Below are 24,037 nucleotides of genomic sequence, written 5' to 3' on the forward strand. Positions count from 1 at the left end.
CCACGGGCAAGGGAAGGATAGCAGACATGAGCAACGAACGGACGCTTCTGGTCGCGACCGATGGCCAGGCCGTCATCCGCAGCCATGACGATGGCAAGAATTGGTACAGGATCAACATCGGCCAGGATCTGGAGTTCGATGACCGGGTGCGTTGCCTGCTGATCGATCCGGCCAATCCGCGCGCGGTTTTTGCGGGCGCCGAGCGTGGCCTGTTTCGCAGCGACGATTGCGGATCGCGCTGGGACCGGGTCGATTGCGAACTCAACGACTATGCCGTGTGGAAGCTGGCGGCGAGCGAAAGCGACCCTTCGGTCCTGTATGCGGGCACCGGATCGCCCACCCGTTCGATCCTGTTCCGGTCGCGCGATGGCGGCAAGAGCTGGCAGCGCACGCCGCTGGAAATGCCCGAACGCTGCGCCGGCGTCAGCCGCCCGCGCATGCTGGCGATCGCGGTCGACCCGGACGATGCGAATGACGTGATGGTCGGCGTGGAAGAAGGCGGTTATTTCCGTTCACGCGATGGCGGGGACAATTGGGAACGGATCGACACGCAATGGGCGGATCATCCGGGCAATTCCGACATTCATGACATCGTGATCCTGCGCGGCGACCCCAAGGTGATCCTGGTGCTGACGGTGGTGTCGCTCTATCGTTCGACCGACGACGGCAAGAGCTGGACCCATGTGAGCGCCCGCGAAGCGTGGGGCCTGCGCTATTCGCGCGTGCTGCAACGCAAGCCCGGCAGCAATACCGAACTGGCGCTGGGGATCGGCGATGGCACGCCCGGCACCAAGGCGGCGGTGTTGCTGTCGCACGATGCCGGCGCCACCTGGACGCCCAGCACATTGTCGCAGCCGGCCAATAGCTGCATCTGGGCATTTGGCAGCAATGCCGCCAATCCCGAATTCCTGTTGACCGCGACCAAGTTCGGCAATCTGTATCGCAGCGAGGATGGCGGGCGTCGCTGGGAAAAGGAATGGCGCGAATTCAATGAAATCACCGATCTGACATGGATCGACGCCGTGCCGAACAATATGGAGTTGCCCCATGTCACAGGCTGACATCTCCCCCGTCCGTGTCGCGGCGATCGCGCATATCGTCCTGTTCGTGAAGGATCCTGAGGCGTCCGCGCGCTGGTATTGCGACATCCTCAACATGACGATCACCGCGCGCGCGGGCGACGGGCCGTACAAGGGCGGCATCTTTTTGAGCTTTGGCGTGCATGATCATGACATCGCCCTGTTCAAGAGCGAGAATGCGGACGACAAGGGCCGCGAGTTCGAACATGTCGGGCTGCGGCTGGCGACGGACAGCGCCGATGACCTGCGGCGCATCTACGCCTTCTTCCTCGACAAGGGCGTGAACATCGCCGAGGTGCTGGACCATGGCGTGTCCACCGGCATCTATTTCCACGATCCCGATGGCCATATGCTGGAGGTGTTTCACCAGCGCGTGTCGCCCGACAAGGGCGCGGCCATCGCCGAACTGCGCAGCAATGAAGGGCAGGCCGACCCGGTCGTGCTCGATCCGCTGCGCGGCTGAACAGCATCCATTTCCGATCGCGCCGGCCGCCCCATGGCCGCGCGATCCCTATATCTTCAAGGGGACATGTTATGAGCGACAAGACAGGCCTGGGCGCATTCAAGATCCGGCGCTGGTTCAGCCAGATTCAGGAAATTTGCAGCGGCGAAACCGGCGCGGCCGCCGATGGCGAACCTGTGTTCAAATATCTGGTCGCCGCCTGCGTCCAGAACCCCTATGCGGGACGCTATGAAGAGGATCTGAGCGCCTGGATCGATGCGTCGCCCGCGATCGGCGTGGAAATCGGCCGCCGCCTGAACGCACTGACCGGCGGACGCCCGGTGGAAAGCTATGGCAAGGCGATCCTGGTCGGGCTGGACGGCGAATATGAACATGGCAATGCGTTGCTGACCAACCCGGCCGCCAACCCGGTGCGGGACGCCGTGGGCGGGGGCAAGTCCTGGGTGCCGTCCACCGGCAAGCGCGGCGTGCCGGGCACGATCCTGGACATTCCGCTGGCGCACAAGGACGCGCTGTATGTGCGGTCGCATTATGACACGATGAGCGTGTCGTTCGATGATGCGCCCAATCGCGATGAAGTGATCGTCTGCTGGGCCTTTGCCACGCGCGGCCGATTGAATGCGCGCCTTGGCGGGCTGAAGGCCGCCGACGTGCAAGGCCAGGACGGGCTGGTTTAACAATATGGATGCGACGGTCGTGACCCAGGCATCCCCCCCTGCCCCAGTGCAAAAGGCGCCGGGGGAGCGGGAAGGCTTCATCCAGAGCCATGATGGCCTGTCGCTGCGGGTGCGCGAATGGGGGCCGCAGGACGGCGACCCCATCGTGCTGCTGCACGGCCTGCGCGGCTATTCGGGCACATGGCGCGGCCTGGCCGCCGCGCTGCCCGATCGCCGCCTGATCGCGATCGACCAGCGGGGGCGGGGCGAAAGTAGCTGGGACCCGGCCTGCAACTATTATACCGACGCCTATCTGGCCGATCTGGAAACGGTGGTGGCGCAGCTTGGGCTGGATCGGTTCACGCTGATCGGCCATTCGATGGGCGGGACCACCGCCTATGTCTATGCCGCGCACAATCCCGACCGGCTGGACGCGGTAATCATCGAGGATATCGCGCCGGGTTCTTCGGCCAGTGGCGCGGGGGCGGAGCGGATCAAGGCGGAAATGGCCGCCCTGCCGACCGACTTTGCCGACTGGGCGGAAGGGCGCGCCTATTGGCGCAACGCCCGGCCCAGCGTCAGCGAGGCGGCACGGGAAGAACGGCTGGCCGAAAGCCTGCGCGAAACCGCCGATGGGCGGATCGGCTGGCGTTACGACGCGGCGGGGATCAGCCGCACCCGGCTCGATCCCGATCCCGCGCGGGTCGTGGATTTGTGGCCGGTGGTGGACGCCATCCGCACGCCCGCCTTCATCATCCGTGGTGGCAGGTCGGATTTCTGCCGGTTGGACACGGTGCTGGAGATGGAGCGGCGCAACCCGCGCTTCACGCATGCGACCGTGGCGGCGGCGAGCCACTATGTGCATGATGATGCACCGGATATTTTCAATGCGCTGGTCGAAGGCTGGCTGGCGGGTGTCCGTTCGGCCGTGGCCGGCGGCGCGTCCATATAAACGATAAAGGGGTGGGACAGATGCAGAGCCAGCGTGGAAACGGAGCCGTTGCTCTCTTGAAGGCGCTGCGCGCGGGTGGTGCGCGCATCTGCTTCGCCAATCCGGGCACGACCGAACTGACGCTGGTGGACGCACTGGCCGAAGTGCCGGAAATCCGGTCGGTCCTGTCGCTGTTCGAAGGCGTGTGCACCGGCGCGGCGGACGGCTTTGCCCGCGTGTCGGGCGAAGTGCCGCTGACGCTGCTGCATCTGGGACCGGGTTTTGCCAACGGCATCGCCAATCTGCACAATGCCCGGCGCGCCCATTCGGGCATCGTCAACATCATCGGCGATCATGCGCAATGGCATCTGGCCTATGACGCGCCGCTGACATCGGACATTCGCTCGCTGGCTTCGCCTGTATCTCGGGCAGTCGTCTATATGGACGATGTCGCGCGGATCGGCGCGGATGCGGCCAGCGTGCTGGAAGCGGCCGCCGGCGCGCCGGGTGGACCCGCGACGCTGATCGTGCCGACCGATATCATGGACGCAAAGGTCGATGCGCCGCCGGTGCCGGTGATCGCCCCGGCCCGGCGCCGGACGGTCGAAGCGGACCGGATCGCAGATGGCGCGCAGGCGCTGCGCGATGCGTCCGACATCATCCTGCTGCTGGGCGGTGATGCGCTGGTCGAAGCGGGGCAGCGCGCGGCCGCCGCGATCGTCGGCAAGGTCGGCGGGCGGGTGCTGATGGAACCGTATCCCGCCATCGTGCCGCTGGGCGGCGACCTGCCCCCGATCGAGCGGCAAGCCTATTTCCCCGACGATGTGCTGCGCCAGATGGGCGACGCCCTGGTCGTCACCGCCGGAGCGCGCGTGCCGATCAGCTATTTCGGCTATGAAGGCTATCCCAGCCAGTTGGTGCCCGACGACCGGCTGTTCACGCTGAGCGACCTGGACGAGGATGGCGTGGCCGCGCTGGAGGCGCTGGCCGCCCATCTGGACGCCGCGCCCGGCATCGCCGCGCCGCCGGTCAAGCCGGTCACGCCGCCGGTTGCGGAGAACACCGCCCTGACCCCGATGCTGATCGTGGAATCGGTGATCGAACGGCTGCCCGAAAACGCCATCGTGTCGATGGAAGGATCGACACTGGGCGGCCCGTGGCTGCGGGAGGCGCATCGGGCGCGTCGGCACCGGGTGATGACCAATACCGGCGGCGCGATCGGCCAGGGCCTGCCCTGCGCGACCGGCGCCGCGCTGGCCGCGCCCGGCACCCGTGTCGTGGCGCTCCAGTCGGACGGCAGCGGCCATTATACGCTCCAGGCGCTATGGACCATGGCGCGCGAAAAGTTGCCGGTGACGATCGTGATCGCCGCCAACCATCGCTATGGCATCTTGCAGACCGAACTCAACCGCGTCGATGCCCCGCTGGAGGATCCGGTGATCGCATCGCTCACCCGGCTCGACAATCCGCGTGCGGACTGGACGGCGCTGGCGGCGGGCTATGGCGTGGAGGCCGTGCGCGTCACCACGGTCGGCGATTTCAATGCGGCGCTGGAACGCAGCCTGGCGAGCGACCTGCCCCTGCTGATCCAGGCGGAACTGCCTTGAGCGCGGGACAAAAGCCTGTCGCCGTCATAACAGGGGGCAGCGGCGGACTGGCGCCCGGCATCGCGCAATCGCTGCTGGATCAGGGATATCATGTCGTGCTGGTGGCGCGGGACACAGACCGCCTGCGCCACGCCGCCGACGCCCTGATGCGGGGCAGCGCCATGGTCGACAGGATCGGTTGCGACGTGCGCCAGAGCAGTTCGGTCAAGGCGATGACGCTGGCGGTGCTCGATCGGCTGGGCCGCATCGACCTGCTGGTCAATGCCGCCGCGAGCAGCAACCCCATCGGTGGCGCGATCGAAACGGTCGATGTCGGCCTGGTGATCGGCGATCTGGATACCAAGGTGGGCGGATATCTGCGCTGCATCCAGGCGGTCGCGCCGGTGATGAAGCGGCAGGGCGCTGGCCGGATCATCAATATCGGCGGCCTGACCGGCCGGTCCAGCGACACGCTGAGCGGCCTCCGCAACGCCGCCGTCACGCATTTGACCAAGGTTCTGTCCGACCAGCTTGGTCCCTTCGGCATCACGGTCAACGCCGTGCATCCCGGCATCACGCGCACGCCGCATCTGGACGAGCTGTTTGCGGACATGGCAGCCGAAAAGGGCGTCGCCAGCGCGGATATAGAACATGATTTCATCAGCGAAATCCCGACCCGGCGCCTGTGCCTGCCCGAAGAGATCGGCCATGCCATCGCGTTTCTGGCGGGGCCGCAGGGCGGGTCCATCAACGGCCAGTCGATCACCGTCGATGGCGGCTATTCACGCGGCGTCTATCTGTAAAAGGGAATGACCATGAGCGATGCACCCGTTGGCGCCAACCGTTATCCGCTGTCCCTGCGCATCCTGCACTGGATCAGGGCGATCCTGATCCTGGGGCTGATCGCCCTGGGCTTTGTCATGACATCCATGCCCGAAGACGCGACCATCACCTATGAATGGTTCTATCCGGTGCACAAGGAATTTGGCGTCCTGGTTTTCTTCATCGCGCTGGTGCAGTTGCTGATCCGGTCGCGATCGACCCTGCCCGCGCTGCCGCCCGGCCTTGCCCGGTGGGAAGTCATCCTGTCCAAGACGGTGCATCATGCGATGCTGGTCCTGATCGTGGTCGTGCCGCTGATGGGCTATTCCATGTCGAGCAGCTTCACGCAGAGCGACGGCGTGCCTTTCTTCTTCATGGAAATGCCCGAATTGCTGCCCAAGAATGACAAGGCCTTCGCCATATTCGACGCGCTGCACACCTATCTGGCCTATACCTTGCTGGGGCTGATCGTCCTGCATGTGGCAGGCGTGGTGAAGCACCGTTTCCTCGACAAGGGCGGCGACACCGACGTGCTGCCGCGCATGCTTTAACCCTTTTCGAAAGACGCATCATGACGATTGAGACACTGGCGCTGGTCAGCGACTATCTGCGCGCCGATGGCGCGATCGTGGTGGAAAATCCCGCCACCGGCGCTGTCCTGGGGCGCATCGCCAGTCATGACGCAGACGCCGTTTCCGCGATCATCGACAAGGCCGATGCCGCCCGGATCGCATGGGCGCAGCACAGCGCGCAGGCGCGATCCAACCTGCTGCGCGCGTGGCACGGGCTGATCCTGGCCCATGCCGACGATCTGGCGCGGATCATCACGCTGGAAAGCGGCAAGCCGCTGGCCGAAGCCAAAGGCGAGGTCGCCTATGGCGCATCCTATGTCGAATGGTTCGCCGAAGAGGGCAAGCGCGCCTATGGCGAGACGATACCGGGCTTTTCGCCGCGCAGCCGCATCCTGACAATCCGCCAGCCGATCGGCACCTGCGCCGCGATCACGCCATGGAACTTCCCGCTGGCGATGATCACGCGCAAGGTCGCGCCGGCACTGGCGGCTGGCTGTTCGATCGTGGTGAAACCGGCCGAAGCGACGCCGCTGACGGCGCTGGCGCTGGAAAAGCTCGCCCATGAAGCCGGCATTCCCGCAGACCTGTTCCGCGTGACCGCGACCAAAAGCTCCTCCGCGATCGGCGCGCTGTTCTGCACCCATCCGCTGGTGCGCAAGCTCAGCTTCACCGGGTCGACCCGCGTGGGCCAGATATTGATGGCGCAGGCCGCCCAGCAGGTGACGCGCCTCAGCCTGGAACTGGGCGGCAATGCGCCCTTCATCGTGTTCGACGACGCCGATCTGGATGCGGCGGTCGAAGGGGTGCTGGCATCCAAATATCGCAACGCCGGGCAAACCTGCGTCTGCGCCAATCGCCTGCTGGTGCAGGACGGCGTGCATGACGCCTTCGTCGCCAGGCTGGTTGCGCGGGTCGGGCAATTGCGCATGGGCGACGGGATGGCGGACGGGACAACGCTGGGTCCGCTGATCGACGCGCGCGAAGCCGCGCGGGTCGCCGCGCTGGTGGAGGACGCCCGGACCGCCGGATGCGCGATCAAGATCGGCGGCACCGGATCGGACGGCGCCTTTCATCCCGCGACCATCATGACCGGCGTGACCCAGGACATGCCGATCGCGCAGGACGAGATTTTCGGTCCGGTCGCGCCGGTCATCCGGTTCACCGACGAAGCCGATGCGATCCGCATCGCCAACGACACCATCTACGGGCTGGCCGCCTATCTCTACAGCCGTGACATCGGCCGCGTCTGGCGCGTGATGGAAGCCCTGGAATATGGCATGGTCGCGGTGAATGAGGGGATATTGTCCACCGAAACCGCGCCCTTTGGCGGCGTCAAGCAATCCGGCATGGGCCGTGAAGGCTCCAGCCACGGTTTGGCGGATTATATGGAAATCAAATATGCGCTGATGGGCGGCATGGCCGGCTGACATGCCCGGCCGTGATGATCGGCCGACGGTCCAAGCATAACCGCAAATCAGCGCCATCGCCCCGCAGCAACCGCGACGCGGACGCTGTAACGGTTTCAAAACTGTAATCGGCTTCGATGGCGCAGGCGTGATGATAGGCTTGTCCCTGTACCGCATGAAGCCGGCCAGGGCGGACAAGGCCGGATTTTCAGAAAGTCCGGCTGCGGCACAATATTCCCGGCACCCCGGCATGGGGTCGGCGGAAAATCAGGATGCAAGGCCATTATATTGGCCCCGGATGGAGTTGGATAATGCGTACGAGTGGAAAGACGTTACTGGCCCTGGCACTGGGCATGATCGCGCTGGCGACACCGGCGGTTGCGCATCATAGCTTTGCGATGTTCGACCAGACCAAGATCCAGCAGGCGACAGGTTCGGTCAGCATGTTCCGCTGGACCAATCCGCACAGTTTCGTGGTGGTCGAGGTCAAGGGCACCAAATATGTCCTGGAATGCAACAGCACCAACATGATGAGCCGTTCGGGGTGGAAGGTGAATACGCTCAAGGCCGGGGACAAGGTGAATATCGCCTTCTATCCCCTGCGCACCGGCCAGCCTGGCGGCATGCTCAAGACGATCACCCTGCCCAGCGGCCAGACGCTCAAGGCGTGGTGAGCGGATGCGGCCGATGGCCGCGCGACAAGGCTGTGCCCATTATAGCATGAATGGCCGCCGTGCTCATGCGGCTGGCGCGAATGACCGACATGTCCTGAGCCTGGCAAGGCAGGTAGCCGCGTCGCTACCCGCCTTGCGGCCCGGACATGCGGCTGTGGAGGATCCAAGATGACATATATGAAATGGGCGCTGATGACCGCCGCTGCGCTGGTGGCGATGCCTGCGGCCCCTGTCCTTGCGCAGGCCGCCAAGACCGCGACGCCCGCGGCCAGGACCGCGGAACCCGACATCACCGGCGTCTGGGAAATCTATCCCGATCCGTTCGCCGGCGATGAAAACACCTTCCTGGAACTGCCGGTGCCCAATGGCGGTCCCAGGCTCAAGGAACCCTATGCCAGCCAGTGGAAAGCCCGGCGCGCCGACCGCGATGCCAAGCTGAAGGCCGGCACGCCGCTGGCCGACCCCAGCACGCTGTGCCAGCCTGAAGGCATGCCTTCCATCATGGGCGCGATCTTCCCGCTGCAAATCCTCCAGACGCCCGGACAGGTCACGATCCTGGCCGAATTCCTGACGCAGACGCGCCGCATCCTGCTGAACAAGACGATGCCGCCCGATGATGAGCTTTCGCCCAATTATTATGGCTATTCGGTGGGCCATTGGGAAGGCGACACGCTGGTCGTGACCACGCGGGGGGTCCGGGAAGACGTGCAATTTTTCGAAATTCCGCACAGCGCCAGGATGCAGATCACCGAGCGTATCCGCGTCACCGCGCCGGACATGATCGAAAACCAGATCGTCATCGAAGATCCCGACACGCTGGTCGAGCCCTATCGCGTCACCTATGGGTACAAGCGCAACGACGCATACGAGATCAAGGAATATCTCTGCGATCGGGAAGACCCGCTGTTCAAGGTCGGCGCCGACGGCACCGTGTCGATGAAAACCGACGCCGGGGACGCCGCCGCACCTTCCGACAAGGCGACAGACAAGAAACCGAAATAAGGCGCGGCGTCCCTTCACAGACTGTCGATCCGGGTGCGTGCCTGCCACGGGCGGGCGCGCACCTGTCATTTTTGGCCAGCAGGAAAAGACCGCACCCATGACCAGCCGACGCGACATGTTGAAACAGGGCCTGTTGCTTGGCGTGGCCGCCACCTGCGCGCCCTTCGCGGCACAGGCGGCGCGATCGCGCTCAAGCGCCGTCATCGGCGTGGAGCGCAAGGATGACACCATCCTGCGGCTGGGCGGGCTGGGCGACGGGTACAAGATGACATGGACCGCCGACGGGCGGCAGTTGGTGGCGGTCAATGACGGCATCGGCTGGGCCGATCCGCCCAAGGCTTTTTACAACAGCCGCTTATGGTCCATCACGGGTCCGGTCGAACGTCCCCTGTTTCAGGACGTGCCGGGCTATCCCGACCTCAACATGTCGACCCGGCCGGAAGATGCGCCCCATTATCATGGCCATGGGCTGATCGCGGTGCGCGGCCGGCTGGTCCAGTTTCTGAGCACATTGGATCGGGCCGAGGATCGCCCGCGCCACTGGACCGGCGCAAAACTCATCTATTCCGACGATCAGGGCAAAAGCTGGCACAATCAGGATGGCAGCAGCCCCGTCCGCTTCGAGGACTGGACGGAGCAGTCGCGCGAAAGCCTGACCTTCTTCCAGGAGCCGGACGGCTGCTTTTCACTGCTGGCGCTGCTTCAGATGGGCCGCGACTACAGCGCCAATCGCGACGGCTATATCTATGGCTATGGCCTCAACGGCAATGTCGATGGCCTGATGAACCAACTGGTGATGTTCCGCGTGCCCATCGCAAAGATCCGTGACCGCAGCGCCTATCGCTTCTTCGGTGGCCATCGGGGCCATGGCGGCGCGCTTTGGGTCAGGGATATCGAGGCCCGCGCCGTGGTGCATGAATTTCCGCGCGGATGGGTGAATGGCGTCAACCTGTTTCCCGGTGATCTGGTGGTCGAATCCTGGCTGCCCAGCATCGTCTATAATGACGCGCTCGGCCTCTACATGATGGCGAGCGCAGGCATTGGCTGCGCGCCCGACGGCACGGAATTCGGCAAGCCCAGCTATCTGGGCGTCTGGGTATCGGACCAGCCCTGGGGACCATGGCGACAGGTGCATGAGGACAAGGCATGGACGCCGGGCGGCGACATGGATGCGCGCGCCTACGCGCCGCAGATCGCGCCGGGCTGGATCAGCAGGGACGGCAGATCGGTCTGGATCGTCTGGGCGGACCTGAACGGGATACGTGCCTTTGGCCAGGATGAAGCATTGCTGGGCAAGGCGCTGGAATCGGCATCGGGGCCGGAAGCGCATAGCGCGATCGAAGCGGCATTCCTGCGACGCTATATGCCGCGCTTCGCCATGAACGCCCAGCGGATCGACCTGACCGTCACCCAGGCATGATGGCGAGTGGTGTAACGATGATGTAACGTCGCAGTTACCGCAATTGGCTTCACCGCCTGCATCAAAAATGCGACCCCGGATGCGACCAAAGGGGGATGAGGATGATGCATCGACATTCAGGATTGCGCATGGCCTGTGCGATGGCGGCATTGCTGTTGCATGGCTGCGGCCGGGATCAGCCTGTGCCTGCGGCCGATGTCCGCACGCTGATGCTGGAACAGGTGCAACCTGTAGCCCAGACCTATTGGGATTCGGTCCAATATGTCAGCGACAGCAGCGGCAGCCACGAGATATTTCCCCGCAACGATGCCGAATGGCAACGTGTCGAGACGGCGGCGAAGCGCCTGGGCGCGCTGGGTGAAGCGTTGAAAACGCCAGCCTATGCCAACGGACGGAATGCGGACTGGCAGGATTTCGCGCAAGGGCTGATCGATGTGTCGAAACTGGCGGCGCAGGCGGCGGCCGAGAAGAATCGCGACAGGATTTTCGAGGTCGGCGGCACCATCTACAATGTCTGCGCCGCCTGTCATCAGACCTACCTGCCCAAAACCGCCACGCCGCCACCCCCGCCATCCGGCGCGAACGCAGCGACAGCGCGATGAGGCATGTCGCAGCGCCCGTCCGGCTCATGCTGCTGGCGGCGCTGGCGCTGTCGTCCACCATGGTTCTGGCCCATGACGTGTCGGCGGGGGACCGCGCCTTTGTCCAGACGATCGACGGCCCGGCCTTCATCCCGTTCCTGTATCTGGGCGCCAAACATATGGTCACGGGCTATGACCATATCCTCTTCCTGATCGGTGTCGTCTTTTACCTCCGCCGCCTGCGCGACGTGGCGCTTTACGTGTCGATGTTCACCATCGGCCATTCGACCACCCTGTTGGTCGGCGTCCTGCTGGGCGTGGGGGCCAACGCCCATATCGTCGATGCCATCATCGCTGTGTCGGTCGTGTATAAGGGGCTGGAGAATGTCGGCGCGTTGCGCAAGGTCGGGCTGGCGTTCGATCCGAAGGTCGCCGTGCTGGTCTTTGGCCTGTTCCACGGGCTGGGCCTGGCGACCAAGCTGATGGACCTGTCCCTGTCGCGCGACGGATTGCTGCCCAACCTGATCGGCTTCAACCTGGGGGTCGAGATCGGGCAGATCATCGTCCTCGCGCTGGTCGTGTCGCTGCTCAGCCTGTGGCGCGACCACCCCGGTTTTCGTCGCGGCGCTTTGGCCGCGAACATCCTGTTGATCCTGGCGGGCATGATTTTGACCGTCCATCAGTTACAAGGATATAGGACATCATGACCGATACACCACCCTCCCCCGCGTCACGGCGACGCCTGTTGATCGGTGGCGCCGCCGCGCTGACGCTGGGCGCCGCCATCATGGTGCTGGCCGTGCTGCCGGCTGAATATGGCATCGACCCGACCGGCTTCGGGCGCATGACCGGCCTGGCCGATATGGCGCAGCCCGCCACAAATCCCTATCTGGAAAAGGGGCTGAAACGTCAGGGCGTCCTTACCATCAGCGAAACGCCGCTCGCCCCGGAACCGGGTGTCCGGGATCACTGGACATTCGATATCGGTCCCTATGAGGGGATCGAGCTGAAATATGTCGTCGCGCAGGGCAAGCCGATCCGTTTCCACTGGTCCGCCACCGGCCCGCTCGATTACGACATGCACGCCCATCCGTTCGATGGCGGAACAGACCTGACCGAAAGCTACAGCATCGCCAAGGCGGATCATCTGGGCGGGCGCTATGTCGCGCCCTTTACCGGCATCCATGGCTGGTACTGGCAGAATCGCGGGCTGGCCACCGTGCGCCTGACGCTCGACGCTTCGGGCGCGATCACCGGATCGAAGATTTTCGATACGCGCGGGGAGCATGACCGGGCACTGACCCCGCCCGCGCGCTGATCGATCAGGGACCGGACGACAAAAGGCCGGAGGGTATGCACCCTCCGGCCTTTTGTCTTTTTGCGGCAACAGCATGTGGAGCGCGCTGCGTGTCATCGAACGCAGGTCGCGCGCTCCAGTTTTTGTGTCCGCACCGTTCTTCGCGGGGAAACGGATTCCCGCTTCCCCGCACGATGCTCTAGCGGCGCAGCGTCAGCGTCAACCCGGCGGTGCGCGGACGGAAGGTGCCGGCGCGGAACCAGGTCGAATCCAGCGTGTCGTGGAACAGGCCCTGGATCGGGTGGCTGTTGGTCACATTGTTGACGAACAGGCTGAAGTCGGCATCATTGTCCGCCCCGACGCTGAACCGTCCGCCGACACGCAGGTTAAGCTGCGAACTGGCCGGTGCGCGCGGTATGGCCGGGTCCACCAGTGGCGAGTCGAGATTGAGCGGCGTGTCGTTATGGCTGGTATAGGTGTAGTCGGCGCGGCCATACAGCTCTCCGTCACCCACCGGCTGGGCATATTCGCCGTTCAACTGCACCGACCAGGGGGCAACCGCCAGCGGTTCACCCGCGCGACGAATGACCGTGCCTTCCGGTCCCGGAATGGCGGTGGTATAGCGCGCCTTGGTATAGGATACCGATGCGCCCAGCGTCAGGCCGGTCACGGGCCGTGCGGTCAGCGCCAGGTCAAAGCCTTCGATCCTGGCATTGCCAAGGTTCAGCATGACCTGTTGCTGGCAGCCCGGCAGGGCCAGAATCGTCTGCACATTCTTCCAGTTGATGCGATAGACCGACGCATCGACCTGCAACAGGCCGCCGAACAGCCGGTTCTTGCTGCCCAATTCGTAGCTCCAGATCGAGTCAGGATTGACCGCGCTGGAAACGAGCGGGTTGAAACCGATCGCCTCGCCATCCGCCGCGCAGGTCGCACCAACGGCGGGCGACACGCCCGGCCCCCGAACGCCCTTTGCCGCATTGGCGTAGAAGAAATTATTCTGGTCCGCCTGATAGGACAGGCCCAGCTTCGGCGTGAAGTCCTTGCTGGTGGCCTTCAGGCTGTCCGACTGGCCATCGGTCGTGAACAGCGGACCGGCGGTGAAGGCATCGAAGCGATATTTGGCGATCGTGTAGCGGCCGCCCAGCGTGACCTTCAGCCCATCGACGATTTCATAGTCGGCCTGTGCATAGACCGCCTTCTGGTCGTCATTGTGGATGTTGCGCTGAAGCACCGAATAACGGCCCTGATACAGTTCCGTGCCAAAGATTTCGGTCAGCGATCCGAACGGTTCCTCACCCTCCGGCAACCCGACATTGATGACATCGAGCAGGCGCGCATCTTCGCCGGCATATTGGTCACGCACCTTCGCCTTCTGGTAGAACAGGCCGACGATCCAGTTGAAGCGATCATTGGAATTGTTATTCTGCAAGCGCAGTTCCTGCGTGAACGCCTTCTGGCTGGTCGCGCTGCGGGTCGTGGGCGTATAATCCTCGAACCCCGGCAGGAAGCCGCCGGTCACGCCGGCGAAAATGGCCAGGCTGAGCGATGCGTCGTCGCTGCGGGTGCGGGTGCGGCGGGTGAAGTAGGACGAATCCGACACCAGCGACATGGTGCCCAGGTCCAGTTCCATCTTGAGCGCGGGCAGGTAGAAGCGGTCGCGGCGGCTTTCCGGGCTTTTGTTGAGGCTCAGATTATAGCGCGCCTTCTTGGGATCGGAGGTCGCCAGTTCGAAACGCGACCCATCTTCGATGAACTGATTCTGGTAGAAGATGGACGGCGTGATCGTCAGCGTCTCGCTCGCTTTCCAGCCCAGCGCGAAGCGGGCGGAGAAAACATCCTGTCCGTTGATATCGCGATCGACCAGCTTTTTCGTGTAACGGTCCAGACGGTCGATATAGCCGCCGTCCCGGCGCGTCCACACGCTGGCGCGGAAGCCCAGCTTGTCCTCGACCAGCGGCGCGCCGCCGGCCAGGCCCAGCTCGAAGCTCGGCGCGCCATTCTGGGTCGCGGCGATTTCAGCGCGGCTGTAGATGCTGACATCCTGATATTCCGGCTTGGGCGAAATGAAGCGGATCGCGCCGCCGACCGAACCGCTGCCGAACAGCGTGCCCTGCGGACCGCGCAACACTTCGACGCGATCCAGGTCGAACACCTGCGGATAGGGATTGCTGAGCGAAGGGCTGACGCCCTGGCGCGTCTGCACCGGCGTATCGTCGATATAGACGCCGGTGGTGGGGATGCCCGAACCGGAATCGACGCCGCGGATGGAGATGCTGCTCTGGCCGGTGCCATAATAGGTCGTGCTCTGGCCAAAGGTGATGCCCGGCGTCAATCGGGCGACATCGCCGATCGAACGGACGCCCTGCTTGTCCAGTTCCAACTGGGTCTTGGCGACGACACTGATCGGCACGCGGCTCAGAAGCTGGGACTGGCGCGTGGCGGTGACGACGATTTCGCCGGCATCGTTCTGGCTGGGCTGTTCGGCCGGCGCGTTCGCCTGATCCTGGGCGTAAGCCGGCGCGGCCATCAGGCAAAGCGGCATACATGCGGTCGTCACCAGGCTTAGACGGTGCAGCGAAAGCCCGACTCCCCACCTCTGCTTGTTCATTATATTCTCCCTTTGACTTCAATTCCATGACAGCTTGCCTGGGGCGATCGGCCTGTGGCGAAGCAGCCGGACATCGGCCTTGTCATATATGTGGCGGCATCCGGTCCCTGATGGACAGGCCCCTGTTCATGTCGCACCGGCCTGAGGCCAGGCTAACCGCTTGAGCGGAATGACGAACAGCGGCCACGCGACTCTGTGAATGCAAAGGTTGCGTAACACATATGGGCATAACTGCTAGCGTTGTTACCTAAATTAAACAGTTTCGGACAGTTACATCAGCCATTGTTACGGGCGAATATGCGCGCTTTCCCATTGCGCATGCCGCTGATGCCGCTACGCTTGCCAGCATAATATGCGCATGCCAGAGCGTGAGGCAGGACCAGGATATTTGAAAAACATGCAGTCATTGACCGGATCGGGATGCTATGGACGCCACGCACGCGGCTGACCCATCCGACCCTGCATCGGCCTTCGCGCAGGAGGCGGCGAATTTTCGCGAGCTTCTGTCGGCCGGCCGGTCGCCGGTGTTCCTGCAATTGTTCGATTTCCTCCTGTCCCGGTCCCAGGACGAGCGTGCGCCCAAGGAGGTCGAGATCGCCCTGGCGGTGTTCGGCAAGGACGGCGCGGAAGGGGCGGTCGGCGATTCCGCCGTGCGTGTCTATGTCCACAGGCTGCGCAAGCGGCTGGACGATCATTATGCCGGACGGGCGGGCCATCGCCTGCACATTCCCAAGGGCGAATATCGCATCCTGCTGTCGGCGCAGACGGCGGCCGCCATGCCGGATACAACCGTGCGCTGGCCGGGCCTGCCACGCTGGCGCGTTTCGACCTATATCGGCGTGATCGCGTTGCTGCTGGCCGCCAACATCGCCATCTGGTGGCTGGTCGCGCCCGCCCGGCCACCGGGCGACCCGGCGCTGCAATTGCGCTCGACCAGCTTCTGGCATCCGCTGGCGCTCGACAAGCCATCGCTGGTCGTCACCGGCGACGCCTTCCTGCTGGCGGAGGCGGAACAGCAGAAGGATATAAAACGCCTGATCCTGGACCCGGCCATCCGGTCACGATCCGATTTCGGCAGCTACCTGACCAATCATCCCGATGCTTTCTACAGCCTGTATGATCTGGACCTGCATTACACGCCGGTCGGAACCGCGGTGGCGACATGGTCGATATTGCCAGTGGTCCATGCCCTGCACAGCGCCCGCGGATCGGAACCGTTGCTGGTTCCTTCCTCCCGGCTGCGGCCCGCGGCGCTGGAAAGCAACGACATCGTCTATGTGGGGCGCCTGTCGAGCCTGGGCCTTGTGGCCCCACCCCTGTTCCAGGCATCGGGTTTCACCTGGGATCAGGCGGACGGCATCCTGAAAGACCGACGATCGGGCAAAGCCTATAGCGATGTGCCGCCATCCGGCCAGGAATCCCAGTTGCGCCGCGACTATGGCTATATCGCCAGCTTTTCCGTGCCGTCGGGCAGGCATATATTGGTGATTGCGGGCCTGGGCGACCGGGGCGTGGAAAGCATGGCGCAACTCGTCACCAATCCGGTGGAGATCGGCCAGCTTGCCGGGCAACGGGCCGCAACCCGATCGTTCGAGGCGCTGTACGAGGTCAAGTCGATGGACAATGTCGCGCTCGATCGCACCTTGTTGCTGGTACGCCCCCTGCGCTCCGCCGCGCCCATGCCGGCCCGTCCCCGGTCAGGGCGATAGACCGCAGGCCGCATCCCGCCAGTTGCCCGATTGCGGACACCGGACAATCTTTATCCTTGCGCGGGTGGATCGAACCGATATACTTTATGCTTAAAGTAATTGGAGATCGTGATGCGCATCGCCTGCCTGGGCGCCGGACCTGCCGGCATATATTTCGCCATCTCGATGAAATTGCGCGATCCCGCGCATGACATACATGTGTTCGAACGCAATCGCAGTGGGGACACGTTCGGCTGGGGCGTGGTATTTTCAGACCAGACACTGGGCAATCTGACCGCCAACGATCCGGCCAGCGCCGCGACCATCGCCGACAGCTTCGCCCATTGGGACGACATCACCGTCGCGCTGGGGGAACGGGCAATCACATCGTCCGGCCATGGCTTCATCGGGATCGGCCGCAAGCGCCTGCTCCAGATCCTTCAGGATCGCGCCCGCGACCTGGGCGTGCAGATGCATTTCGAAACGGAATTCAGTGCCGACCTGTCGGATTTTGCCGATTTCGACCTGATCGTCGCGGCCGATGGCGTCAACAGCCAGGTTCGCACGGCCCATGCGGACAGGTTTGCCGTCGACATCCAGACCCGGCGCAACAGATTCAGTTGGCTGGGCACGACGAAATTGTTCGACAGCTTCGCCTTCCTGTTCGAAAAAACCGATGCGGGCTGGGTCTGGGCCCATGCCTATCGCTTCGACGAAAACCATTCGACCTTCATCGTGGAATGTGCGCCCGAAACATGGGCGGCATTGGGCTTCGACCAGTTGGAGCAGGCGGAATCGATCGCCCTGTGCGAACGGATTTTCGCGCGGCATCTGGATGGCCATCCGCTGATATCCAATGCGACGCATCTGCGCGGGTCTGCGGCCTGGATCAATTTCCGGCGGGTGCTGTGCGGCAACTGGTCGTTCGACAATGTGGTGCTGCTGGGCGACGCTGCGCACACAGCGCATTTTTCGATCGGATCGGGCACCAAATTGGCGCTGGAGGACGCGATCAGCCTGGCACAGGTGCTCGATCGTCCCGGCCTGTCCGATCGGTCGGCCCTGTCCCGCGCGCTTGCCGACTATCAGGCCGAACGGCAGGTCGCGGTGCTCAAGATTCAGAACAGCGCACGCAATTCGACCGAATGGTTCGAAACGCTCGACCGCTATATCCATTTCGATCTGCCGCAATTCGCCTATTCGCTGATGACGCGGAGCCAGCGCGTCAGCCACGAAAATCTGCGGCTGCGCGACGCGGCCTGGCTGGAAGGGGTGGAACGCTGGTTCTGGACCGGCAATGATGCGCGGCACAGCCCGGTGCAGCCGATGTTCACGCCCTTCACGCTGCGGGACATGACGCTGGCCAATCGCGTGGTGGTGCCGCCGATGCTCACCTACGCCGCCGATATGGACGGCATGGCGGGCGAATTTCACACCGTCCATTATGGCGCACGGGCCCTGGGCGGGGCCGGGCTGATCATGACCGAGATGCTGGCCGTGTCGCCGGAAGGCCGGGCGACGCCCGCCTGTCCCGGCCTCTATGACGATGCGCAGATCGAAAGCTGGGCCGCGATCAACGCCTTTGCCCATCGCCACAGCGCGTCGCGGACCTGCGCGCAGATCGGCCATGCGGGCGCGCGCGCGTCGTGCCAGGTGCCGGAAAGGGCGGGCTATGACGTGCCCCTCGATGCGCCATGGGCCGTGCTTTCCGCCTCTGCCGCACCGTGGAAGGCCGGTGGCCTGACGCCGCGCGCGATGGACGACGCCGATATGCAACGGGTGCGGGACGCCTTCGTCGCTGCCGCCCGGCGTGCCGATGCCGCCGGTTTCGACATGCTGGAAGTGCAGGCCGGGCATGGCTTCCTGCTGTCCAGCTTCATCACCCCGGTCATGAACCATCGGCAGGACAGCTATGGCGGATCGCTCGACAATCGCTTGCGCTGGCCGCTTGCGCTGCTGTCCGCCGTCCGCGCCGCATGGCCCGCCGCCAAGCCCATGGCGGTGCGCCTGTCCGCGCATGACTGGGTAGGGCAGGCCGGCATCACGCCCGGCGAAGCAGCCGAGATCGCACGGCGGCTCAAGGGCGTGGGCGTCGACCTGATCGACGTGTCGGCCGGGGAAACCGCGCCGGATGCCCGGCCCGTCTATGGCCGCATGTTCCAGACCCCCTTTGCCGACCAGATCCGCAACGAAGCGAAGGTGCCGGTCATCGCCGTTGGCAATATCAGCGACGCGGATCAGGTCAATTCGATCCTGATGGCCGGACGCGCCGACCTGGTCGCCCTGGGCCGTCCGCATCTGGCCGATCCGGTCTGGACGCTGCGCGCGGCGGCGCAGGCGGGCGACGACACGCAGTTCGTTCCGCCCGCCTATCGCCTGGGCCAGGCGCAAGCCGTGCGCAACGCACGGACGCAGGCCGATATTGGCCAGGCCTGACGCCCTTCCCTTCGGTCAACCGGATGCATAAGGACACAGCATGGATGACAGCGACGACCTGGAACCGGACAATCGGGCGGCACCAGCCGGAGCCATCGACCTGCGCCTGTGGGTTCGGCTGCTGGGGTGCGCGAAGATCATCGAAAAGCGATTGCGGCGCAATTTTCAGGAACAGTTCGATACGACGCTGCCGCGCTTCGATGTCATGGCCGCGCTGGATCGCGCCGCCGATGGCCTCAACATGGGGGCATTGTCGCGCGCGCTGCTGGTGTCCAACGGCAATGTCACGGCCATCGTGCGCCAGTTGCAGGACCAGAATTTCCTGGCGTCACGCCCCGACCCGCAGGACCGGCGATCGGCCATCGTCGCGCTGACACCCGCGGGCAAGGCCCATTTCGCGACGCTGGCGAGCGCCCATCGTCAATGGGTGGCCGATGCGCTGCATGATTTTCCACGCGATGACCAGAATCAGTTGCTCATGCTTTTGACTCGCCTCAAGGCATCGCTTTCCAAGGATGACGTCTCTTGAGTTTTGAAACCGGCACACAGGTCCGCTTCGCCCATGTCGATGCGGCGGGCATCGTTTTCTATCCGCGCTATTTCGAAATGCTCAATGGCGCGGTCGAGGACTGGTTCGACCAGTCGCTGGGCCTGAGCTTCAAGGCGATGCATATGGACCGGCATATCGGCGTGCCGACCGTGAAGCTGGAGGTAACATTCCTGTCGCCCAGTCAATTGGGCGACGACCTGCTGATCCGCATCACCCCGCGCCAGATCGGGCGGACCAGTTGCACCATCGACATCATCTTCACCGGCGAAGGCCGCGATCGGCTGAAGGCGCAGGTGGTGCTGGTGTGCATGGACGTGGACGCGCGGCGTGCCGTTCCATGGCCCGACGCCGTGCGCGAAAAGCTGATGGAACAGCTTGTCCCGCAAGAGGACTGAGACGAGCAGGCTCGGCACAGGAAAAGGGCGGCGGAAGGATGGTCCGCCGCCCTTTTCCGTCATGCTATCATGTGCGTTCAGGCGGCTGCGACGACCGGGTGGCGCAACGTGCCGATGCCGTCCACGCCGGCGACGATCACGTCGCCCGGCCACACCCATTCCTGCGGGTCCATGCCCGCGCCGACGCCCGCCGGGGTGCCGGTGGCGATGATGTCACCCGGTTCCAGCGTGATCCCCTGCGAAATGTCGGCGATCAGTTCATCCACCTTGAACAGCATGAAGGCGGTGTTGCTGCGCTGCTTTTCCACGCCATTGACGGTCAGCCACAGGTCGAGCGACTGCGGATCGGGCATTTCGTCGGCGGTGACGACCACCGGACCCATCGGCGCGAAACTGTCCTGCCCCTTGGAATAGATCCACTGCCCGGCCCGCCGGCAATCGCGGGCGCTCATGTCGATCAGCACGGTATAGCCAAAGACGTGCGACAGCGCGTTTTCGCGCGTCACGCCCTTTGCCGTCGTGCCCATGATGGCGGCCAGTTCGACTTCCCAATCGAGCTGCTGCGTGATGGCCTTGTTATGCAGGATGGGTTCGTCCGGCCCGATGACGCTGGTGGGCGGCTTGGAGAAGATGACCGGCTGGCGCGGCAGTTCCGGCGACGTGTCGAGCGACTTGGCGCTTTCGGCGACATGTTCGGTATAGTTGAGGCCGATGCCGAAAATATTCTTGCGCGGACGCGGAATGGGCGCCAGCAGCCTGGCATTGCCCAGGGGAATGGTGGTGCCGATCGGGAACAACCCGTCACATTCGGCCAGCAATCTGGTCGCGATCGCCACGGCCTGCGGCCCCAGGTCGATGAATTCCAGCATCGACGCGGGGAAAGGCACGCCCTTGACCTGGCCGAAACGCTCCAGATCGACGATGATGCCATCGACGACGGCGCCCAGCCGGGCCTCCGCCTCAACCGTGGCGCGATAGGTCACTAAACGCATGATATGTCCCTTGTCCTTCAGGAAAGAATGGATTGATGCCCGCCATTTTCGCCCAGCGCTTCCTCGCGATAGAGGCCAAGCGCGCGCATGGCGGGCAGGTCGTGGAAACTGAACAGGCACGCATCGTCGCTGTCCGACGCATTGGCATGTTCATGATACATCCAGGCCGGCACGACGAAGATGTCGCGTTCCTGCCAGTCGAACCGCTGGCCGTTGATGATCGACCAGCCTTTGCCCTTGGCGCATTGATAGACGAAGCTGCCGGTCTGGCGGTGGGCCCTGGTGCGCTCGCCAGGGCGCAGCAACTGCATCGACGCGCCGATCGTCTGCATCACCGGGCCGCCCGTGTCGGGATTGACATAATCCATGATGATCCCGTCATAGGGCGATCCATCGGTGACGCGGGCATAGCGGGTCAGCGCGTCATAGGTCGGCGCCCATTCATATTTGAGCAGCGGCGAATAACGCTTCGTCCACTGCACCCCCGCCGGGCGCAGGCCCGCGCCCGCCCAGGTCGCCGTGCTGTCGTCCACCGCGTAGGAGATGGCCTGCTGCAAATCGGGATGCACTTCGTAGAAATTGGCCTCCAGCGCATTCATCAACGGAATGTCCAGCCCGTCCTGCCAGATGCAGATCGTCCCGTCCTCCGCCACGCCATGTTCGTGCCAGGTGCCGTTGGGGGTCAGGACGAAATCATTCGCGCCCAGCGTCATCTTGTGCCCGTCCACATTGGTGAACGCGCCCTTCCCTTCCATGATGAAGCGCAGGGCCGACGCGCTGTGGCGGTGGCTGGAGGCGCATTCGCCCGGCGCCATCACCTGCAAGCCGGAATAGAGCCAGCCGACCGCCGCCACCACATCGGCGCGGCCCTTGTTTTCCAGATAGACGACACGGCGGCCCGCCTGTTCGGGCGTCACCAGGTCCAGCGCGCGCAGCACGTCGGCGCGCAGGTCGTTATAGCGCCAGAGCATGGGCACCGACGTGGACACAGGCTCCCACGGTTCGATCTTGTTCGCGACGGTCCACAAGGCCCCGGTGCCAAGACTTTCGAGGCGCTTGTAATAAGCCAGCAAATCCGGCGTATCGGCGACATTGGCGCGGCCGATCATCTCCTCGCGATACTGGTCATAGCTATGCGCCATCCATGCCTCCATCAAATGCTATAGGCTTAAAATAAATTGAATTATATGCAAATGCAACTATTATAATATCGGTTTCTGCGCCATGGTGCGTGCTGATTTCCGGGAAAGGATTGATATGGCCCAGACGTTCAAGGCCGCCGTGGTTCAGGCTGCCTCTTCCCCTTATGATTCCCAGGCGTCCGCGCGCAAGGCGGCCGATCTGGTGCGGACCGCCGCTGCGGGTGGTGCCCGGCTGATCGTGTTCCCCGAAGCCTTTCTGGGCGGCTATCCCAAGGGCGCGTCCTTCGGCACCCCGGTCGGGATGCGCAGGCCCCAGGGGCGCGAGGATTTTCGCGCCTATCATGAGGCCGCGATCGACCTGGACGGGCCTGAGGTGGAATTACTGGCAGAAGCGACGCGCGACACCGGCACCTTCGTCGTGATCGGCGTGATCGAGCGCGACGGCGGCACCGTCTATTGCACCGCCCTGTTCCTCGACGGCGAAAAGGGACTGGTCGCCAAGCATCGCAAGCTGATGCCGACCGGGGCCGAACGGCTGATCTGGGGCTTTGGCGATGGATCGACGATGCCGGTGATCGACACGTCGCTCGGCCGGATCGGCGCGGTCATCTGCTGGGAAAATTACATGCCGATGATGCGCATGGCGATGTATGACCAGGGCGTCACCCTCTATTGCGCGCCGACCGCCGACGATCGCGACGGCTGGGCCTCCTCCATGCAGCATATCGCGCTGGAAGGACGCTGTTTCGTGCTGTCCGCCTGCCAGCACATCACCCGCGCCGCCTACCCGCAGGATTATGACTGCGCCCTGGGCGATGATCCCGACACGGTGCTGCTGCGTGGCGGGTCGATGATCGTGGCGCCGCTGGGCGCCGTGCTTGCCGGTCCCGATTATAGCGGGGAGACGATCCTCTATGCCGACATCGATACGGACGAAGTGATCCGCGGCAAATATGATTTCGATGTTGCGGGCCATTATGCCCGGCCCGACATCTTCAGCCTGTCTGTGAATGTCGCGCCCCAGCGCGCGGTCAAACGGGAAGGGGCGGAGTAAGCGGATCATGGATTTCGATTTCGCGCAGATGGCCGGACCGGACCGCTACAAGCTGATGAGCGCGGCGATCACGCCCCGCCCCATCGCCTGGCTGACCACCCAGTCGCACGATGGTGTGCGCAACGCCGCGCCCTACAGTTTTTTCAACATGATGGGGGCGGAACCGCCGCTGGTGTCGATCGGGCTGATGCGGCGGCCCGATGGCAGTTACAAGGACAGCGCCCGCAATATCCTGGATACAGGGGAGTTCGTCGTCAATCTGGTGGGCGAACAGGATGCCGTGGCGATGAACTTCACCTGCATCGACGCGCCGCCCGCATTTGACGAGATCGCGGCCGCCGGGATCGCGGTGACGCCTTCGCTGTCCGTCACCCCGCCCCGCATCGTTTCAGCGCCGGTGTCGATGGAATGCCGGCTTGTCCATCAGTTCGAGGCGGGCAAGAGCCTGATCGTCATCGGCGAAGTCGTGCGTTTCCACATCGCCGACGCGCTGGTGGACGCCGACCGCCTGCATGTCGACACACTGGCCATGAACCTGATCGCGCGGATGCATGGCGCGGGATGGTACACGCGCTGCACCGACCTGTTCCAGATGACCCGTCCGGTTTTCGCCGACGGGGACGAGGCGACGATACGAAACTGACCGGGCGGGGGCGGGGAGGCGTTTCCCCCCGCCCCCT

The 24,037-nt window shown here is 64.1% G+C and carries 23 protein-coding genes; 20 read left to right on the forward strand and 3 right to left on the reverse strand.

All coding sequences use genetic code 11. The annotated features are described in order from the left end of the window. Positions 1–26 precede the first annotated feature (26 nt). From Q4610_RS10775 to Q4610_RS10840, 14 genes are all read left to right on the forward strand, one after another. Positions 27–1,061: a WD40/YVTN/BNR-like repeat-containing protein gene (locus Q4610_RS10775; RefSeq protein ID WP_304535950.1), complete on the forward strand. Its 1,035-nt coding sequence runs from the start codon at positions 27–29 to the stop codon at positions 1,059–1,061. After that, the gene (locus Q4610_RS10780) at positions 1,048–1,542 is read left to right on the forward strand and encodes a VOC family protein (RefSeq protein WP_304535951.1); all 495 of its coding nucleotides are present in this window, start codon (positions 1,048–1,050) and stop codon (positions 1,540–1,542) included. Before Q4610_RS10775 ends, Q4610_RS10780 begins: the two co-directional genes overlap by 14 nt. A 71-nt stretch (positions 1,543–1,613) precedes the next feature. Then, on the forward strand, positions 1,614–2,219 hold the full coding sequence (locus Q4610_RS10785; RefSeq protein WP_304535952.1) for an amino acid synthesis family protein: 606 nt from the start codon (positions 1,614–1,616) through the stop codon (positions 2,217–2,219). A 19-nt stretch (positions 2,220–2,238) separates the two neighbouring features. Further along, a complete protein-coding gene (locus Q4610_RS10790) occupies positions 2,239–3,150 on the forward strand; it encodes an alpha/beta fold hydrolase (protein ID WP_304535953.1) in 912 nt (303 codons plus the stop codon). A 20-nt stretch (positions 3,151–3,170) separates the two neighbouring features. Next, positions 3,171–4,736, forward strand: a complete 1,566-nt coding sequence (locus Q4610_RS10795; RefSeq protein WP_304535954.1) for an acetolactate synthase large subunit — start codon at positions 3,171–3,173, stop codon at positions 4,734–4,736. Next, a complete protein-coding gene (locus tag Q4610_RS10800; protein ID WP_304535955.1) occupies positions 4,733–5,518 on the forward strand; it encodes an SDR family NAD(P)-dependent oxidoreductase in 786 nt (261 codons plus the stop codon). The genes Q4610_RS10795 and Q4610_RS10800 overlap by 4 nt, the downstream gene beginning before the upstream one ends. A 12-nt stretch (positions 5,519–5,530) precedes the next feature. Continuing rightward, a complete protein-coding gene (locus Q4610_RS10805) occupies positions 5,531–6,088 on the forward strand; it encodes a cytochrome b (protein ID WP_304535956.1) in 558 nt (185 codons plus the stop codon). A 20-nt stretch (positions 6,089–6,108) separates the two neighbouring features. Beyond that, positions 6,109–7,536: an NAD-dependent succinate-semialdehyde dehydrogenase gene (locus tag Q4610_RS10810; RefSeq protein WP_304535957.1), complete on the forward strand. Its 1,428-nt coding sequence runs from the start codon at positions 6,109–6,111 to the stop codon at positions 7,534–7,536. A 290-nt stretch (positions 7,537–7,826) separates the two neighbouring features. Further along, positions 7,827–8,189 (forward strand): DUF6152 family protein, encoded by a 363-nt coding sequence (locus Q4610_RS10815; RefSeq protein ID WP_304535958.1) that lies wholly within the window; start codon positions 7,827–7,829, stop codon positions 8,187–8,189. A 168-nt stretch (positions 8,190–8,357) separates the two neighbouring features. Then, entirely contained in the window at positions 8,358–9,191 is an 834-nt protein-coding gene (locus Q4610_RS10820) for a hypothetical protein (protein WP_304535959.1), read from the forward strand. A gap of 97 nt (positions 9,192–9,288) precedes the next feature. Then, positions 9,289–10,611 (forward strand): hypothetical protein, encoded by a 1,323-nt coding sequence (locus Q4610_RS10825; protein ID WP_304535960.1) that lies wholly within the window; start codon positions 9,289–9,291, stop codon positions 10,609–10,611. Positions 10,612–10,739: 128 nt separating this feature from the next. After that, complete coding sequence (locus tag Q4610_RS10830; protein WP_304535961.1) at positions 10,740–11,213, forward strand: hypothetical protein; 474 nt, start codon at positions 10,740–10,742, stop codon at positions 11,211–11,213. Beyond that, positions 11,210–11,899 carry a HupE/UreJ family protein gene (locus tag Q4610_RS10835; protein WP_304535962.1) on the forward strand — a complete coding sequence of 230 codons (690 nt, stop codon included), beginning with the start codon at positions 11,210–11,212 and terminating at the stop codon, positions 11,897–11,899. Before Q4610_RS10830 ends, Q4610_RS10835 begins: the two co-directional genes overlap by 4 nt. Then, the gene (locus Q4610_RS10840; RefSeq protein ID WP_304535963.1) at positions 11,896–12,510 is read left to right on the forward strand and encodes a hypothetical protein; all 615 of its coding nucleotides are present in this window, start codon (positions 11,896–11,898) and stop codon (positions 12,508–12,510) included. Before Q4610_RS10835 ends, Q4610_RS10840 begins: the two co-directional genes overlap by 4 nt. A gap of 178 nt (positions 12,511–12,688) precedes the next feature. Here the strand turns inward: Q4610_RS10840 and Q4610_RS10845 are convergent, their stop codons facing one another. Then, the gene (locus Q4610_RS10845; protein WP_304535964.1) at positions 12,689–15,100 is read right to left on the reverse strand and encodes a TonB-dependent receptor; all 2,412 of its coding nucleotides are present in this window, start codon (positions 15,098–15,100) and stop codon (positions 12,689–12,691) included. Positions 15,101–15,525: 425 nt separating this feature from the next. Between Q4610_RS10845 and Q4610_RS10850 the strand changes: the two genes are divergently transcribed. From Q4610_RS10850 to Q4610_RS10865, 4 genes are all read left to right on the forward strand, one after another. Next, entirely contained in the window at positions 15,526–16,809 is a 1,284-nt protein-coding gene (locus tag Q4610_RS10850) for a hypothetical protein (RefSeq protein ID WP_304535965.1), read from the forward strand. Between the two features lie 111 nt (positions 16,810–16,920). Next, positions 16,921–19,224, forward strand: coding sequence for a bifunctional salicylyl-CoA 5-hydroxylase/oxidoreductase (locus tag Q4610_RS10855; RefSeq protein ID WP_304535966.1), 2,304 nt, complete (start codon positions 16,921–16,923; stop codon positions 19,222–19,224). 40 nt (positions 19,225–19,264) lie between these two features. Next, positions 19,265–19,753 (forward strand): MarR family winged helix-turn-helix transcriptional regulator, encoded by a 489-nt coding sequence (locus Q4610_RS10860; protein WP_304535967.1) that lies wholly within the window; start codon positions 19,265–19,267, stop codon positions 19,751–19,753. Then, positions 19,750–20,169 carry an acyl-CoA thioesterase gene (locus Q4610_RS10865; RefSeq protein WP_304535968.1) on the forward strand — a complete coding sequence of 140 codons (420 nt, stop codon included), beginning with the start codon at positions 19,750–19,752 and terminating at the stop codon, positions 20,167–20,169. The genes Q4610_RS10860 and Q4610_RS10865 overlap by 4 nt, the downstream gene beginning before the upstream one ends. 77 nt (positions 20,170–20,246) lie before the next feature. Here the strand turns inward: Q4610_RS10865 and Q4610_RS10870 are convergent, their stop codons facing one another. After that, entirely contained in the window at positions 20,247–21,161 is a 915-nt protein-coding gene (locus Q4610_RS10870) for a fumarylacetoacetate hydrolase family protein (RefSeq protein ID WP_304535969.1), read from the reverse strand. Positions 21,162–21,178: 17 nt separating this feature from the next. Further along, the gene (locus tag Q4610_RS10875) at positions 21,179–22,303 is read right to left on the reverse strand and encodes a cupin domain-containing protein (protein WP_304535970.1); all 1,125 of its coding nucleotides are present in this window, start codon (positions 22,301–22,303) and stop codon (positions 21,179–21,181) included. Positions 22,304–22,418: 115 nt separating this feature from the next. Between Q4610_RS10875 and Q4610_RS10880 the strand changes: the two genes are divergently transcribed. Then, positions 22,419–23,357, forward strand: coding sequence for a carbon-nitrogen hydrolase family protein (locus Q4610_RS10880; protein ID WP_304535971.1), 939 nt, complete (start codon positions 22,419–22,421; stop codon positions 23,355–23,357). Between the two features lie 7 nt (positions 23,358–23,364). Beyond that, on the forward strand, positions 23,365–24,000 hold the full coding sequence (locus tag Q4610_RS10885) for a flavin reductase family protein (protein ID WP_304535972.1): 636 nt from the start codon (positions 23,365–23,367) through the stop codon (positions 23,998–24,000). Positions 24,001–24,037 lie beyond the last annotated feature (37 nt).

The organism is Sphingobium cyanobacteriorum (assembly GCF_030580935.1).
GTDB lineage: Bacteria > Pseudomonadota > Alphaproteobacteria > Sphingomonadales > Sphingomonadaceae > Sphingobium > Sphingobium cyanobacteriorum.